Here is a 15,025-nt window from a genome sequence, read left to right as displayed (position 1 = left end):
TTTTTTGTTTATGAGACTTATTTAAGCTGATCCAAATCTGATACCCTAGGTTCGCTCGAGCCCGCGTTATTTTTGTTACTGTTAAGTTGGAACTATTGCTGTTAAGTAGAAACTATGAATTCTTTTTTTTGGCACGATTACGAGTCATTTGGTGCGAACCCCAAAGTTGATAGGCCTTCCCAGTTTGCCGGTGTGCGCACAGACCTGGATTTTAATATTATCGAGGAGCCGGTTACCTATTATTGCAAGCCTCCTGAAGATTATCTGCCGGAGCCTGAAGCTTGTCTCATCACGGGTATTACACCCCAGCATGCACTGCGTGAGGGAGAATCAGAAGCGATATTCATGGGCAAAATCCATGAGCATTTTTCCCGTCCCGGAACCTGTGGTGTGGGGTATAACAGTATTCGTTTCGATGATGAATTGACGCGCTTTGGCTTTTACCGAAACTTTATTGATCCCTATGCCCGAGAATGGCAAAACGGCAATTCCCGCTGGGATATTATCGATTTAGTGCGTCTGGTCTATGTGCTGCGACCGGATGTGTTGAATTGGCCGCGTACGGATGATGGTGCACCCAGTTTCCGGCTGGAGCAATTGACGCAACAAAATGGATTGATTCATGACGCGGCGCATGATGCCATGTCCGATGTGCTGGCAACGATTGCGTTGGCTAAATTGATTCGGGAGCGTGCTCGGGATCTGTATGACTACGTATTCAATCATAAAGATAAACACAGTGTTCGAAATGTGCTGAATCTAGAAGCCAAAACCCCGGTCTTGCATGTTTCATCGATGTTTCCTGCGAGTATGGGGGCCTGTTCCGTTGTGGTGCCTCTGGCTCAGCACCCGGTGAATCAGAACGGAATCGTAGTGTATGACCTTCGTGTTGACCCTGCCCCGATGCTTGCACTGGAATCTGATGAAATTAGGGCGCGAGTGTTCACGTCAAAGGACGCTTTGGGCGATATTGAACGTATTCCCTTGAAAGTGATCCATTTAAACAAATGTCCAGTTGTTGCGCCCATGACAATGATGAAGTCGTTACCGAAGACACAGTTGGAAGGGCTTGGTCTGGATGGCGATGTACTGCGTCAACATCTATCGTTGTTAAAAAATGCGGATAATATTGAAGAAAAGATTTCCGCTGTATTTGCATCGTCAGCAGAGAGTCGGGCACTTTCGGAAGGCGATCCAGAAGTGACACTTTACACTGGAGGGTTCTTCTCACAGCATGACCGGTCGATGATGCAGAAAATCACGCAGATGGGAGCGGATGATCTCACAGAATTCCTGCCTGCTTTTCAGGACGAACGCTTACCCGAACTCTATCGACGATACAAGGCAAGAAATTTTCCAGAATGTCTGACACCGGAAGAGCATGAAGAGTGGAACCTGTTTCGGCAAACTCGATTATTTGCGCAGGATTCTCAAGGGCAGAGTGCTTTTTCTCGCTTTGCTCAGAAGCTGGAGTACCTGTATGGCCAATACCACGAGGATACCAGAAAGGCCGGTATTCTCGAGGATTTGAAGTTTTATGCCGAGTCAATCATGCCCTACCACTGAACCAGCTGATGGCGGGGCATGATTGCTGTTTTTAAAGTCAGAAGTGATACCGTTGAGCGTTACTCAAAATGGCCTCTGCCTTCCCAGAGTGCAGCTTTGGTTTCTACTGATTTGTAAAGATTGAAGACGGCTTCGATATTTGGGGCCGCTTTTATCTGTTGTTCCGTTTTTGTCTGTTGTTCAGCGTCAGATTGTGAATCAGTTTGTGCTGAAGTGTTTGTCCCGCGATTGAAGATGAGCAAGGCTTGTTGCTGCTCTCCAAGCTGTTTACCCAGTAATTCCAGCATTGCCGGTTTGTCGAGCCCCTGAATTGCCGATACCAGTTGATCCTGGGTATTGAAGCCTTCGTTATTGCGGTCAATCTCACTCCAGAAGCGATTGCTTCTTTGTTGCAGGGTGGTTTCTTTTTCCTTGATGCGTGAGATGAGTGCCTGTTTATGACGCTCAAACTGTTCATCTGGCATGGCTGTCAGTGCGTCCACTTGTTTGCTCAGGTATGCCAGGGTTTCGGTGTGTAGAATCTCCGGGCTGGCTTTCGGTGACTGGATAATGAAAGCTATTCCGGGTACTTCCAGAAGTGGAATTGGCGCACTGAAAACGATGTATCCAAATTGTTTTTCCGTTCTCATCTGCTCATAGTAACCCGTGCTCAGTAATTGGGCTGCGAGTGAATAGGCGGCCATTTCGCGATAGCTTTTCTCTCGCCCCTGCAGGTACAGTGTGTAACTGCTGTCAGGATGATCTATCGCTAATGCTTTGCTGAACCTGTCTTGCGGATTTAATTTTAAGACGGTGCCCCGCGGTACTGGAACAAATTGCGCAGGCTTCGCCAGAAATGAGTCTACAAGCGCATTCAGTGCAAGTGTCTGAGTGCGTGTTATATTGCCATGCGCGAGCGTGACCAAGTCTAGTTTCTCTAATAGTTTTGCTCTAAATTCTGTCATGTCGGACCAGCTGATTTTTCCAAGACTTGCCAGTCGTTCTTCATCGGTCCAGCCAGGCGCTACGAGCAGGTCACGTATTTGGCCACTGGTTTGTTCGTAGGGCTTTTGCTTGGTTGAATTTTCGAGGGCGCGCCGTATCTCATCCTTTTTAATTTCAAACCGCGCTGCAGACAAGTGGGTGTACTGCAATGCACTTAAAATTTTGGTTAATAAATTGGCTTGCCGTTGCGGGTAACCTGAAATCTTGATGGTCATGCCGCGAATGTGTGGGTAAAGCGAGAACTGTAATCCTGCCAGTGTAGCCGGATACGTTAATTCGTTCAGTGCGTCGTTGATCAGGGCCGTGAACAGTGAGGTCATCACATTGTTTTTGGGCGAGGTGTTGGCAATAGGGGTGCGCACATTTACGAAGAACGATGATTTGGGGGTATTGAACTCGGTGTCTTCTGCATACCAGGCGACGAGGCCATTCTGATTCAGCAAGCGCGTTGGGAGTATGCTCTTGCCATTTGACAAAAGCTCGACGTTGTGCGGTATAAATTCGTTTGGTTCGGGTAACGCAAACCACTGTTCGGGCTGGTCATGAGGGCGAATTGATTCAGGGTTTATTGACTGTATCCGATAGGGAGCGTCGTACCATTCGGTTTGCAATACTTGCTCGGATTCGGATTCGCTGTTAAGGCCTGCCGCAGTGAGGGTAATGATGACGTTTTCCGGGGTCATCTGAGCCAAAAAGGTTTGGTAAAGTTCTGGATCAAAAGCCTGCATGATATAGCCTGCTCGCAGAATATGCTGGCTTCGAACCTGATGCATCACTGAAGCAGCATAACTGACGAAGTGGATTGGGTGGCTTTTTTCAGCGAATTTAAAAGCTAGGTCGAGCATTTGTTTTTGTTCATCGAAGTAAAACGATTGCATGCCTTGCTGTTTCACGAGGTCAATATAAGAGAACGTTAGCCGCGCAATTTCTTTCCAGTTTTGCAGACCCTTTTCTGTCAGTGAAAGCTTTATGGACAGCAGGCTTTCATGGCCTGTATCCATTGCTGAACCTGCGCTGAGCGTTTCGACCCACCCCCGGGACTTGAGCTCAGACAACAGACTACCTTTCCCTTCATGACCAATCAGATTATTGATAAAGTGAGTGGGCTTGCGCAGATACAGTTGCTGTGTTGATGGCGCAGGGAAATTCATTTCCATTACGCGTTTTTCCATCACGGGTTCGACCTGAATCAGTTTGGGCAGTGCCGAGCCCGAGAACAATTCCTGTGTATGTTCCTTTGCCTTCAGGTTTCGATTGGGAATGGCTGAAAACTTCTCGATTGCGATTTTTTCCAATGTCGCAATATCTTCCTTGCCCAGGATGACCAGCCGCATCAGGTTTGCAGAATAGTTTGCTTCATAAAACTTGATAAGCTCATCGCGGATCAGGCTGCCGTCCCGGTTCCCGAGGGTGGTCAGGTTGCCCACCGAAAACTGACTGTAGGAATGGTCTGGATTAATGAGTGTCTTGAATGCGGAGAGTGTCCTGCGATAGTCGTCCTGAATCTTCGAGCTATATTCCGAATGTACGGCGTTGATCTCCCGTTCTACATATTTTTCGGTAAACGTGGGCGCAATAAATTGTTGTGCGAAGCGATCAAGGGCCGGCGTCAGGAAGTTTGCATCCACTTCAAAAAAGTAATTCGTGTCCTGAAATGCGGTGAAGGCATTATGTGATCCACCATGCTGGTTAATGAACTCCTGATATTCGCTTGCGTTTGGGTATTTCTCAGTGCCCAGGAAGAGCATGTGTTCCAGGAAGTGCGCCAACCCTTCTCGTCCTTTCGGGTCGTTGCCGCTGCCGACACGAATATCCAGAGCCGCCGCAGCTTTGTCGGTAGTGGGATCCGAAACGACAAGTACTTGAAGTTCGTTGGCCAGGGTGAGGACGGAATATTTCCGCGTATCATAAGGGCTCTTTTCAAGGGTTTCCGAAAGCGCTGCCTGCGCCTGGACCAGGAACATGGTTAACACCATGGTTATTCTGAATATATTATTTTTTAGCATAAAGAGTAGGGCATTCAGTCAATTATTAAATATCTCACTGTAGGGGCGAGCACTCTGGGTTGCAACACTTTTTTGTTAATTAAAAATTCATGTTTGAAGCGGCAGGGTTTTGATCGGCGTCAGAACTTTGAATGGCACCCGTTGTTATAAATTCAATGGCAAATAAAACAAATCAACAACTCAAAGCCATCTCTCAGGAGTGAGGAAAGCAGATATGACTCAAATCGCATTAGTTACCGGTGGCACCGGTGGAATAGGAACCGCAATATGTCAACAGCTGGCCAAAGACGGCATGCACGTGGTTGCGACTTATCGCAGCCCTTCCCGTGCTGATGTTGCCTTGGCATGGCAGTCAGAGCAGCAGGAATTGGGCTTTGATATCGCGGTGCAGTGCATGGATGTGAGCAATTTTGACTCCTGTCAACAGGCCGCGAGCGAAATACGATCGAATCACGGGGCCGTCAGCGTATTGATTAATAATGCCGGTATCACGCGCGATGGCGTGATGAAGAAATTGAGTGTGGAAAAGTGGGATGCTGTGCTCAATACAAACCTGAATAGTGCATTTTATGTTACCAAGCCGTTTCTCGACGATATGATCGAGCAACAATACGGACGAATCGTAAACATTTCATCTATCAATGGTCAAAAAGGGCAGTTTGGGCAGGTGAATTATTCTGCTGCCAAAGCGGGGATTCATGGCTTTACCAAGGCATTGGCTCAAGAAGTTGCGCGCAAAGGGATCACGGTTAATACCGTTTCGCCCGGTTATGTCGGAACCAGTATGGTCATGGCAATTGATGAGAAAATCAGGGAACAGATTGTTGCCCAGATTCCGGTTGGTCGTTTGGCTGAGCCAGCAGAGATTGCCCGCGCAGTCGGTTTTTTAGTGGATGAAGCATCTGGCTTTATTACCGGGTCGAATCTTTCAATTAATGGCGGTCAACACATGTACTAAGGACGTACTGAATGAATTGAAAATGCGGCCTGGTTCAAATTGCAATCAGATTGTCATTTTCAATGTCTAGATTCTTTTATAGGCTTATTTATTGTAGGCAAAGCTAAAACAGTAGTACAAGCTTAAACTGGCCTGTGAGCTTGAGCATACTTTGAAGTTTTGAGGTTCAAATAGATGCTCAAGCGATCTACAAGCTTATAACTTGCGGTTTCGCGTGTTTGCACCTGGTGCGTCATTCCGATCTTTGATTTCAGGGTGAGGACGGCCGGGGTTGCGCATTTGCTGGAGCGGAGTTGAGATTCCAGCTTGCCGGACATTAGGAGAATTGAACATGAATTCAATACAAACCCAATCCCTGCCTGAGCAACTTGAAAAAGTATTGCACAGTCGAATCAATAATCCTGAAGCATTTCCTCGGTATGTTCTTCTTGGGCGTTCTTATCAGGATAGTTCTGTTCTTTGGTTACATGAGGCGGGAAAGCCTTATCTTATGGTGATCCCGGTGGCACACCTGGCGGCGCACAAAAATTTATTGAAAAATACCGAGACTCATGATGTGTTCCGAGAGGGGCTTTCACGTGGATTTCCTGCGTTCACCGAGCTTCAATCATCGATCACGATGGCCATCAATGCTTAACGCTATCATGGAAAACTCATGTATTGAGGTTACGAAAAGTTTAAATCTTCAGAGTCAATAGTGAGTTTTTCTTTAATACCTTGTATTATCCGGGAAAAATTCATGGGCAAGATATTGCCCAATGAATTTTTCTCGTCTACTTTTTCCCTACAATTCAATTATTATTCTTTAAAGTGGAGATAATTATAAATGAGCGTACTCGTTGGCAAACCAGCTCCTGATTTTACTGTTCCTGCGGTTTTGGCAGATGGCCAGATCGTTGATTCCTTCACGCTGTCAGATGCAATCAAGGGCAAGTACGGTCTCGTATTCTTTTATCCTTTGGATTTCACCTTCGTGTGTCCGTCCGAGCTGATCGCTCTGGATCATCGTATCGAAGCGTTCAAGGAGCGTAATGTTGAGGTGATCGGCGTATCCATCGATTCTCACTTTACCCACAATGCGTGGAGAAATACGCCAGTTAACGAAGGTGGCATCGGCGCAGTTAAGTACACGCTTGCAGCGGATATGAACCATGACATCTGCAAGTCCTACGACGTTGAGTCCGAGGGTGGTGTAGCATTCCGCGGCGCATTCCTGATCGACAAAGAAGGTGTTGTCCGCTCTCAAATCGTGAATGATTTGCCGCTTGGCCGAAACATGGATGAGTTAATCCGCTTGGTTGATGCACTTCAGTTCCACGAAGAGCACGGTGAAGTTTGTCCTGCTGGCTGGAAGAAAGGTGACAAAGGTATGAATGCGTCTCCAGACGGTGTTGCATCTTACCTGGCAGAGCAGGCTGATAACCTGTAATTCATTGCAATAGCAAATGAATCCAAAAAAGGCCCTTGATGGGCCTTTTTTGCTTATCGAGTATTTGGTTGTCGATTATTTAGCTATCGTCTGTGTTAGCTATCGCCTGTGTTAGTTATCACTTTACGGTAATTATTACCTAAAGTGGTAAACCCCCAGAATCAGACTTTAAGTCCGCCCAGTTTGCTCCATTTGTTGACAATTTCGCAGAATAACTCGGCCGTTTTTTGTGCGTCATAAATCGCGGAATGTGCTTCCTGATTGTCGAAATCGATACCGGCTTCCCGACAAGCTTTTGCCAATACGGTTTGTCCGAAGGCCAGCCCGGATAGAGAAACCGTATCAAATGTTGAAAAAGGGTGGAACGGATTACGTTTGGTTTCCGAGCGAGCGACTGCCGCATTAATAAAGCTTTGGTCGAATGACGCGTTGTGGCCAACCAGGATAGCCCGGGTGCAGCCTAATTCTTTAACTGCTCGGCGGACTGGACGAAATACCTCTGCAAGAGCCTCTCTTTCGGGCTTGGCATTGCGCAAAGGGTTGTGAGGATCAATTCCGGTGAATTCCAGCGCTGCTTTTTCCATATTTGCGCCGGGAAAAGGTTCCACATTGCAGAAAGCACTTTCTCCTGGGTATAGAAGCCCGAACTCGTCCATCCGAATAATGACGACTGCGACTTCCAAAAGTGCATCCGTCGTCGGGTTGAAGCCGCCGGTTTCCACGTCAATTACCGCAGGCAAAAAACCGCGGAATCGTTCAGCTAATGGGGATTTATCATGATCATCTAGCACTGAATAAGCCTTAACGGAATTGTATTCCGGTGTCCGTGTGAGTTCACATTTAAAATGTTAAATTAAGGGAGTGTTTCAAATTACTTTCCACTGAATGAATTCGCCGGCTTTTACCGGTACCACAACACTGTCTCCCATGGGTATTTCTCCTGGTGCTTGCCAGGGTTCTCTTACGAGTGTAATGGTGTCAGTATTGCGTGGCAGGCCATAAAAGTCAGGTCCAAAATGGCTCGCGAAAGCTTCAAGTTTATCCAGTGCACCCAGTTCTTCGAATACTTCTGCATAAAATTCAATGGCTGCAAAAGCCGAAAAACAACCCGCGCAACCACAGGCTGCTTCTTTCTTGCCAATCGTATGCGGGGCAGAATCGGTACCCAGGAAAAACTTCGGTGAGCCACTGCTTGCAGCTTTGCGCAACGCGTCCTGGTGGCTGCTGCGTTTCAGTATTGGCAAGCAATAGAAATGAGGGCGAATACCGCCAGCAAGCATGTGGTTTCGATTATACATCAGGTGGTGTGGTGTAATTGTCGCGGCAACGTTTTCCCCCGTTGCGTTTACAAAGTCCACCGCTTCGGAAGTTGTGATGTGTTCAAGTACCACTCTTAATGATGGAAAATCGGAGACGATTTTGTTCAGGGTGTTTTGAAGAAAGCGTTTTTCCCGATCAAAAATATCAGTTTCCGGCGAGGTGACTTCTCCGTGCACGAGTAACAGAATGCCAGACTTGGCCATCTGTTCGAATACCGGATACATCTTGCTGATGTCTGTTACGCCGGAATCAGAATTGGTGGTAGCACCTGCAGGGTACAGTTTACAGGCCACGACATGCTCAGTTTCGGCTGCTTGGATAATGTCGTGCGGTGTTGTGTTGTCAGTGAGGTACAGGGTCATCAATGGATTGAAGCCCGGGTATTCCGTACTGTTGGACAAAATTCGTTCGCGGTAAGAGAGGGCTGCGGTAACGTTAGTAACGGGAGGTACCAGGTTCGGCATAACAATTGCTCGTTGAAAAACGCGGGCCGTTGCTTTTACCGTCGTTTCAAGGGCGTCGTCATCCCGGAAGTGGAGGTGCCAGTCGTCCGGTCGAGTAAGGGTTAGGCGGGTATTGGAGTCTACCATTGTGATTGAGTACCTTATTCTACGGCTATCTTTTGAGGCCTGATGACCTTTTCAGTAGCCGTAATAATCGAGTCTATAGAGGCTTTGTGCAGCGATCATATGCGATTTGCGTTGGGCCAGTTTTCTCGGCCTATGCTTGTCATCGGGAGGGCGATCACTATACGTTAGCGGCATTATATCAGAAATACAGTATGATGTATTAGTAAGAGAAAGGGACGCATAATACCGTCATTCTGTTTGTATCGGCAAAAACTTGCCCGATAAAAAAAGGTCTCAACCGGGTTTAGCAGTAAAGGTTTGGCAATTTGTGACGATATAAAAGTAACCCTGTCATAATCCGATTTCGTTTACAGTCCGTATGAAGTTCTGAAGGCGGCGGAAAATGACAGGATCATAAGTATGTGTGACAGCAAGTTGCGATCAGTAAAAACGAGTTGCGGTAAAGTGATCGGAACAGTGCATGCAAAGTTAACTGTCAAAGTTTTTAATGCGAGTTTGTATCGTATGGTTTTAGGTCGAATGATAGTGTTGGTAACCCGGTTTTTTCTCGCGTTGGTGCTCTTGGTGTTTGCCAAATTGAGCTTCGCTGTCACCTTTGTGGCGGGCATCGAAGCAAGCCAGTGGTACATTTCAACATCGATTTTCGAGTGCAGTTTGACCCATAGTATTCCGGATTATGGCAAAGGTGTGTTCTACCATGAAGCGGGTGAGCCTTTAAAATTTTACCTGGAAGCCTACAAGAACCCGATGCGATCAGGGGAGGCTGCACTGGTGATAGAAGCGCCTGACTGGCTACCGGGGACGCGTGTCACGGATTTAGGTTATGTGCCAGTGGGGCAGAGTACTCGTCCGGTCACAGTTATGCCCCATAATTCTACAATGATGATGGCGAGTTTGATGGAGGGGCGTATGCCAACCTTCACACGAAAAGCGGTCTATGCCGATGAGTCCGTCAGGGTCAGGATTAATCCTGTGAACTTTAAGGCGTTTTATAATGATTACCTTGCCTGCGTGGCGACACTGCTTCCGGTAAATTTTCGTCAGGTGGAGCGTACCGTTGTCCTGTTTGAAGTCGATAAAGCCGTGCTTACAAAAGAAGACCTCAAGTCAATCGATAATGTTGTGCTTTATGTAAAGGCGGATCCTTCTGTTTCTTCAATATTTGTAGATGGTCATACCGATAGTAGTGGTCGTCGTATATACAATCGGCGTTTGTCCAAAGAACGTGCAGAGGTGGTTACACAGTATCTGGTCGATCATGGCATTAAAGAAGAGCTTATTACGACCCGTTACCATGGTGAGCGATATCCTGCGGTATCCAATAAAACTTTCGACAGTCGGAAGCGAAACAGGCGGAGTACAATTCGCCTCGAGCGTGGACCCCGCGCGCCAAAGTCGACCCCCATTAGAGAAGCACAAGCCGGAACGCTGTAGTTAGTTAACGGAATTCTCCTCCAAATACGCGTGGCCCTCCATTATCAAGTGGAATTTGGTTCACCTCCAGATTCAGATTGTTCGTAAACCGGCGAAATTTATACAAGTCTGGGATTTACGCCCGGTAACGAGTACAATACTGCACTTTTCTTTCAACACCTCCCCTCGAAAATCTGGAGAATTGTTAATGTCGAATGTGAAAAAAGTCGTTTTGGCGTATTCAGGTGGTTTGGATACATCGATTATTTTACGCTGGCTGGAGGACACCTACGGATGTGAGGTGGTTACTTTTACTGCGGATTTAGGTCAGGGTGAAGAGCTTGAGCCTGCACGTGCGAAGGCACAGGCAATGGGCGTTAAAGAAATCTACATTGAAGATCTGCGTGAAGAGTTTGTGCGGGATTATGTTTTTCCGATGTTCCGGGCCAATACTATTTATGAAGGCGAGTATTTGCTGGGAACCTCTATCGCGCGTCCGTTGATTGCCAAGCGGCTGATTGAAATCGCAAATGAGACCGGAGCAGATGCGATCTCCCATGGTGCAACCGGAAAAGGGAATGATCAGGTTCGGTTTGAGCTCGGAGCCTATGCATTAAAACCGGGTGTCAAAGTGATTGCGCCTTGGCGTGAGTGGGATTTGTTGTCCCGCGAAAAGCTGATGACCTATGCCGAAGAGCACAATATCCCGGTTGACTTTAAAAAAGCAGGCAAGAAAAGTCCATACTCCATGGACGCCAACCTGCTGCACATTTCTTACGAAGGCGGCATCCTGGAAGATCCATGGGCAGAGCCAGAGGAAGATATGTGGCGTTGGTCTGTCAGTCCGGAGAACGCGCCGAATGAGCCGACTTACATTGAACTGACCTACGAGAAAGGTGATATTGTTGCCATTGATGGTGAGTCGCTGAAAGCCCACGAAGTGCTGGCAAAACTAAACAAACTGGGTGGGGATAACGGTATTGGGCGTTTGGATATAGTCGAAAACCGATACGTTGGCATGAAGTCTCGTGGTGCCTATGAAACACCAGGCGGAACCATAATGATGCGCGCACACCGTGCTATCGAATCCATTACACTGGACCGCGAAGTCGCTCACCTTAAAGACAGTGTCATGCCAAAGTATGCCGAATTGATCTATAACGGATACTGGTGGAGCCCTGAGCGCCAGATGTTACAGACCATGATTGATGAGTCTCAATCAGTGGTAAACGGTGTGGTGCGGGTTAAGCTCTATAAAGGCAATGTGACCGTGGTTGGGCGTAAGTCGGACGATTCATTGTTTGACGAGAAGATAGCGACATTCGAAGATGATGCAGGTGCTTACGATCAAAAAGATGCTGAAGGCTTTATCAAGCTCAATGCACTGCGACTGCGAATTGCGGCTCAGAAAGGTCGTTGATCGCTAGTCACCAAAGTGTGATTACACAAAAAAACCGGGTAAATGCCCGGTTTTTTTATTGTTGCAAAAAGCCTTATTGTTGCAAAAAAACCTTATTGTTGAATGATTCCCGGGTCGTTAACCATAACCTGTTGGCCGCCCGTCAGGATCATGCTGGTGGTTTGGCCGATCATTTCGGCAAAAGCTCTTGCCGCATTCTGGTCACCGGGTGCGGGGAGAACAGGTGTGGTGTGATCTCCGCCAGTGTAACGGGTTACGCCCACATTTAAAGCACCACTTGTGGTGATATCCGTTGCTCCGGAGATTCGGACTAAGGGTTCTGTGCCCGTTAAAGGATCAGGGTCGGCATTGCCGAAGTTAGCCGTTGGATAGGCACTGTTTGGAATATAGGTATCACCAATAACTTCGGAAAGAATGACCTTGGAGCCGGGCAGGTCGCCTGCGAACTGAATGGCTTCACCGGAATCAAGCGTTGCCTGCAGTACGTGGGTGAAGGCGGCAAAACCGGAGTCACCTTGCTGTATGCCAGCAGCAGCTTGCAGTCCACCTAGAATTGCTGGCGCGAATGTAGGTGATTGTTCCAGTAATCCCGAGAACTTGCCGCCGGGGGTAAGCATCTGAGCCGCAACGATATTATCGTCTGTGGCAGCCGTGCTGTTTGCTACAGCGACAAAGGGTATCCCGGTAATTGAGCCGAGGGAGTGGCCTACAAAATAAACATTGTCTCCGCTCAGGTCGGCTCCTCCACCATTCAGGTCCAAAGAGCTCAGTGACAATCTTAGATTCAGGTTGTCGATAATATTTTGTCTAAGGTAATCCCTGGAATTTTGAAAGTGGGTCAGGTTGATTGCAAGTGTGCCAGAGCCGCCAACTGCATTCGCAGGATCGAAGTTCATTGGAATAGGAGCCCCGGTTGGGCCGGCTGTGAAATCAAAGTGGCGCTCAAAATCGGTTGCAGGCAAGCCAGGAACGATACTGCCTGCATTCTTCACGGTACTTTCCATTGCTAGCGCAGAACCAAGCGAGGTCGCAGCTTGAACACCACAGGTTCCGCCAAGAACGATCTGCATGGCATTGTTGACTTGGTCAGTGTCCCCTGGGTTGGTGATGTTCAGAGGGCAGCCTGCTTCTTGAATCTGCAGCAGTGCAGCGATATGGAATGTTTCGTTTACCACTGCCTGTACCGTGGCATCATCCGTAGGCAGATTTGCCAGTGTCAGCAATCGGGTTGCCAATTCCGTTCTATCTGCTGTGGATGAAGGTGCCACACCGTGGGCAGGGTGGTCTATTGCGATCACGGCCACACCCGCCGCCTTGGCGAGTGCACTACCAAATGTTAAAGCGGTACTGCGGTCAGTTCGTATACCATGTTGGTAAATTACAACTGGCAGATTGCCCGAGTTCATGTTGGCATTAGCCGGATATATTGCCAGCACCGGAATGGTAACATCTGAAGTTTTTTGCGGGAATGGGAATAGGTAGTTAACCACATCCGTAACGTTGGGATCAGCTTGTGGGAATGATACGCCCAGAGCGGAAAAGGCATTATTCAGCGCGCCTGCAAGGGATGCGTTAGCACGCCATTTACCGGCAGTGATGTTTGAGCCATCCGTGCCTTCAGGAATACCAAGGTAATACGGGAGTGTAATTTGCCCGGTAACCGCCATGACTTCGCCGGGTGCGACCAGGCTACTGGTAATCACAGACAACTGCGTGACGTCAGTCGGTGTCCCGAACTGGGCTTCGCGAGAAGTCGGGGGCTCAATCAGTCCCGGTACTTCGAAGTTTCGGGACAGAGCAACACCGGTACAGGATAGCGCTTGTTCACCTGTCAGGCCTCCACAGCCATTCGGGAAGGGAATGTCGAACAGTGGCGCCAGTGCCGTGGTGAATTGCGCTGAAGGGTAGGTCGCGATGGTTCCGTCGATGGCCGTTTTGATCGAGTCGTAACTGGCAGACACGCCAGCGGCAGCGGACTGAGCCATAACTGCATCACGGGTACGTGTGCCGAGCACCGTTTTGATTTGATCAGTAAACCAGGTGTTGGGCTCCGCCATGTAGCCCAGAACCGCTTTGTCATTGGATGTTGTGAAACTGTATGACATTACGATGTCAGCATCGCTAAGGGATGGCTGGCCGGTTTGAGCCCTTACGCTGTTGGTCAGTTGGAAATAGTTGCTGGCTATGGGTTCCCACAGGCCGTTTATCAGCGCGCGTACCCCACTTAGTGCACCACTTGCCAGCGGTGCTTCTGCATCAGTGAGGTTGCTGTAGCCTGGAGATGCCACGAGCGACTCGCCGTTGACCGTTTTCACATCTTTCGTAATTGCCACCACATAGCGTTTGCGCGGATTCAATGGTGTAAGCGGGTTGATTCGGATAGCTGATAGACCGTCCAACTCGACAACACTCGCTTCATATGCCGGATTTTGAGCAAGTCCCGCCAAGGCTGCACCCGAAGCAGGATCACCAGCTGCTGCTTTTTGCGCTGTGACTGCAAGCGGTATGGTGGGTGGCTCACCTTTGCTCAACCCTGTAACGGGTTCACCACTTGCGTAATCCAGTTCAATCAGAAATACCGACTGGTTTGGATTGGGAATTACCGTCGGTTGCCCATCGGGGCCTGCGCTGATAATAAAGGCGCGGCCATCTACGGTCGCCGGGTCGATGTAGCCATTTGTGGTGATATCAATCGCTGCAGAGACCGATGCACCGCTGAGATCATTCAGTGCATTAATTACCGGGTTGCTCATATCGCCAGGAACGCGGAAGCTGCCGTCGCTCGCAACACTATCAAAAATCAGGTCGTTAGGAACAGGCAAAGCGCTTGTCACCGGATTGAAAATAGGCCAGGTTTTACCTGTAAAGTCGGGGTGTGAGATTTTATACTCTGGGTCGGCATTTCGTCCGGTGTCTGCATTGTCCAGACAGCCAGTCAAAGTGACTGTAGACGCAACCGCCATACTGACTAAGGTTTTCTTGAGCATAAGATTGGACCTTCTGTTCCTTTTATTATTCATTGGTTTTTCACAAACCTGTATCGGGCTTGTTTTTATAGGAGTCTGTTACTTGTATCTCATGACATCGACAGTGGTTGTTTGCAAGGGGATGCATGGCTTGTCCGGAATCCCGTGTTATGCCGGCTAGGCATTTCCTGCAGTTCGATGTAATCCTTAATTTAGTGCTTCAGATAAAATTAGTCGCTGTTTGCATTAAAGTCCAGTTAAGAGATGTAGTTAACGAGTTAAATCATAAAGATAACGTTCGCAGTACCGGGCTTGATCCGGCTTGAAATTGCGCTCTACTGGAGCGGCTTTCGGTAACCGCCCGCAGTTGTTA

At 48.2% G+C, this 15,025-nt stretch carries 10 protein-coding genes; 6 read left to right on the top strand and 4 right to left on the bottom strand.

Annotated elements, in window-relative coordinates:
• Positions 1-114 precede the first annotated feature (114 nt).
• Positions 115-1,566: an exodeoxyribonuclease I gene (gene sbcB, locus OLMES_RS17255; protein WP_087462414.1), complete on the top strand. Its 1,452-nt coding sequence runs from the start codon at positions 115-117 to the stop codon at positions 1,564-1,566.
• A gap of 59 nt (positions 1,567-1,625) precedes the next feature.
• Here sbcB and OLMES_RS17250 read toward each other — a convergent pair whose 3' ends face one another.
• Positions 1,626-4,514 carry an insulinase family protein gene (locus OLMES_RS17250; RefSeq protein WP_198343016.1) on the bottom strand — a complete coding sequence of 963 codons (2,889 nt, stop codon included), beginning with the start codon at positions 4,512-4,514 and terminating at the stop codon, positions 1,626-1,628.
• Positions 4,515-4,770: 256 nt separating this feature from the next.
• Here OLMES_RS17250 and phbB point away from each other — a divergent pair, with 256 nt between their 5' ends.
• From phbB to OLMES_RS17230, 3 genes are all read left to right on the top strand, one after another.
• Positions 4,771-5,514, top strand: a complete 744-nt coding sequence (gene phbB / locus OLMES_RS17245; protein ID WP_087462412.1) for an acetoacetyl-CoA reductase — start codon at positions 4,771-4,773, stop codon at positions 5,512-5,514.
• A gap of 331 nt (positions 5,515-5,845) precedes the next feature.
• The gene (locus OLMES_RS17235; RefSeq protein ID WP_087462410.1) at positions 5,846-6,151 is read left to right on the top strand and encodes a hypothetical protein; all 306 of its coding nucleotides are present in this window, start codon (positions 5,846-5,848) and stop codon (positions 6,149-6,151) included.
• Between the two features lie 189 nt (positions 6,152-6,340).
• Complete coding sequence (locus OLMES_RS17230) at positions 6,341-6,943, top strand: peroxiredoxin (protein WP_087462409.1); 603 nt, start codon at positions 6,341-6,343, stop codon at positions 6,941-6,943.
• 161 nt (positions 6,944-7,104) lie between these two features.
• Here the strand turns inward: OLMES_RS17230 and rnt are convergent, their stop codons facing one another.
• Together rnt and pyrC are read right to left on the bottom strand one after the other, a co-directional pair.
• Entirely contained in the window at positions 7,105-7,734 is a 630-nt protein-coding gene (gene rnt / locus OLMES_RS17225) for a ribonuclease T (RefSeq protein WP_087462408.1), read from the bottom strand.
• A 75-nt stretch (positions 7,735-7,809) separates the two neighbouring features.
• Positions 7,810-8,853 (bottom strand): dihydroorotase, encoded by a 1,044-nt coding sequence (gene pyrC / locus OLMES_RS17220; RefSeq protein ID WP_087462407.1) that lies wholly within the window; start codon positions 8,851-8,853, stop codon positions 7,810-7,812.
• A gap of 519 nt (positions 8,854-9,372) precedes the next feature.
• Here pyrC and OLMES_RS17215 point away from each other — a divergent pair.
• Together OLMES_RS17215 and OLMES_RS17210 are read left to right on the top strand one after the other, a co-directional pair.
• Entirely contained in the window at positions 9,373-10,287 is a 915-nt protein-coding gene (locus OLMES_RS17215; protein WP_232465133.1) for a flagellar protein MotY, read from the top strand.
• Between the two features lie 187 nt (positions 10,288-10,474).
• The gene (locus tag OLMES_RS17210) at positions 10,475-11,686 is read left to right on the top strand and encodes an argininosuccinate synthase (protein WP_087462406.1); all 1,212 of its coding nucleotides are present in this window, start codon (positions 10,475-10,477) and stop codon (positions 11,684-11,686) included.
• Positions 11,687-11,778: 92 nt separating this feature from the next.
• Here OLMES_RS17210 and OLMES_RS17205 read toward each other — a convergent pair whose 3' ends face one another.
• Positions 11,779-14,673, bottom strand: coding sequence for a hypothetical protein (locus OLMES_RS17205; RefSeq protein WP_157678358.1), 2,895 nt, complete (start codon positions 14,671-14,673; stop codon positions 11,779-11,781).
• Positions 14,674-15,025 lie beyond the last annotated feature (352 nt).

The sequence above is a fragment of the Oleiphilus messinensis genome, from assembly GCF_002162375.1.
GTDB lineage: Bacteria > Pseudomonadota > Gammaproteobacteria > Pseudomonadales > Oleiphilaceae > Oleiphilus > Oleiphilus messinensis.
The sequence above is the reverse complement of the archived record's forward strand: the minus strand, read 5'-3'. Positions and strand labels throughout refer to the sequence as shown.

Excerpts from the sequence above, each read along its gene's own strand:
- OLMES_RS17250 (WP_198343016.1), bottom strand. The coding sequence starts at position 4,514 with ATGTTCCTGGTCCAGGCGCAGGCAGCGCTTTCGGAAACCCTTGAAAAG.
- OLMES_RS17205 (WP_157678358.1), bottom strand. The coding sequence starts at position 14,673 with ATGCTCAAGAAAACCTTAGTCAGTATGGCGGTTGCGTCTACAGTCACT.
- OLMES_RS17235 (WP_087462410.1), top strand. The coding sequence starts at position 5,846 with ATGAATTCAATACAAACCCAATCCCTGCCTGAGCAACTTGAAAAAGTA.
- OLMES_RS17215 (WP_232465133.1), top strand. The coding sequence starts at position 9,373 with ATGATAGTGTTGGTAACCCGGTTTTTTCTCGCGTTGGTGCTCTTGGTG.
- sbcB (WP_087462414.1), top strand. The coding sequence starts at position 115 with ATGAATTCTTTTTTTTGGCACGATTACGAGTCATTTGGTGCGAACCCC.
- phbB (WP_087462412.1), top strand. The coding sequence starts at position 4,771 with ATGACTCAAATCGCATTAGTTACCGGTGGCACCGGTGGAATAGGAACC.
- pyrC (WP_087462407.1), bottom strand. The coding sequence starts at position 8,853 with ATGGTAGACTCCAATACCCGCCTAACCCTTACTCGACCGGACGACTGG.
- OLMES_RS17230 (WP_087462409.1), top strand. The coding sequence starts at position 6,341 with ATGAGCGTACTCGTTGGCAAACCAGCTCCTGATTTTACTGTTCCTGCG.
- OLMES_RS17210 (WP_087462406.1), top strand. The coding sequence starts at position 10,475 with ATGTCGAATGTGAAAAAAGTCGTTTTGGCGTATTCAGGTGGTTTGGAT.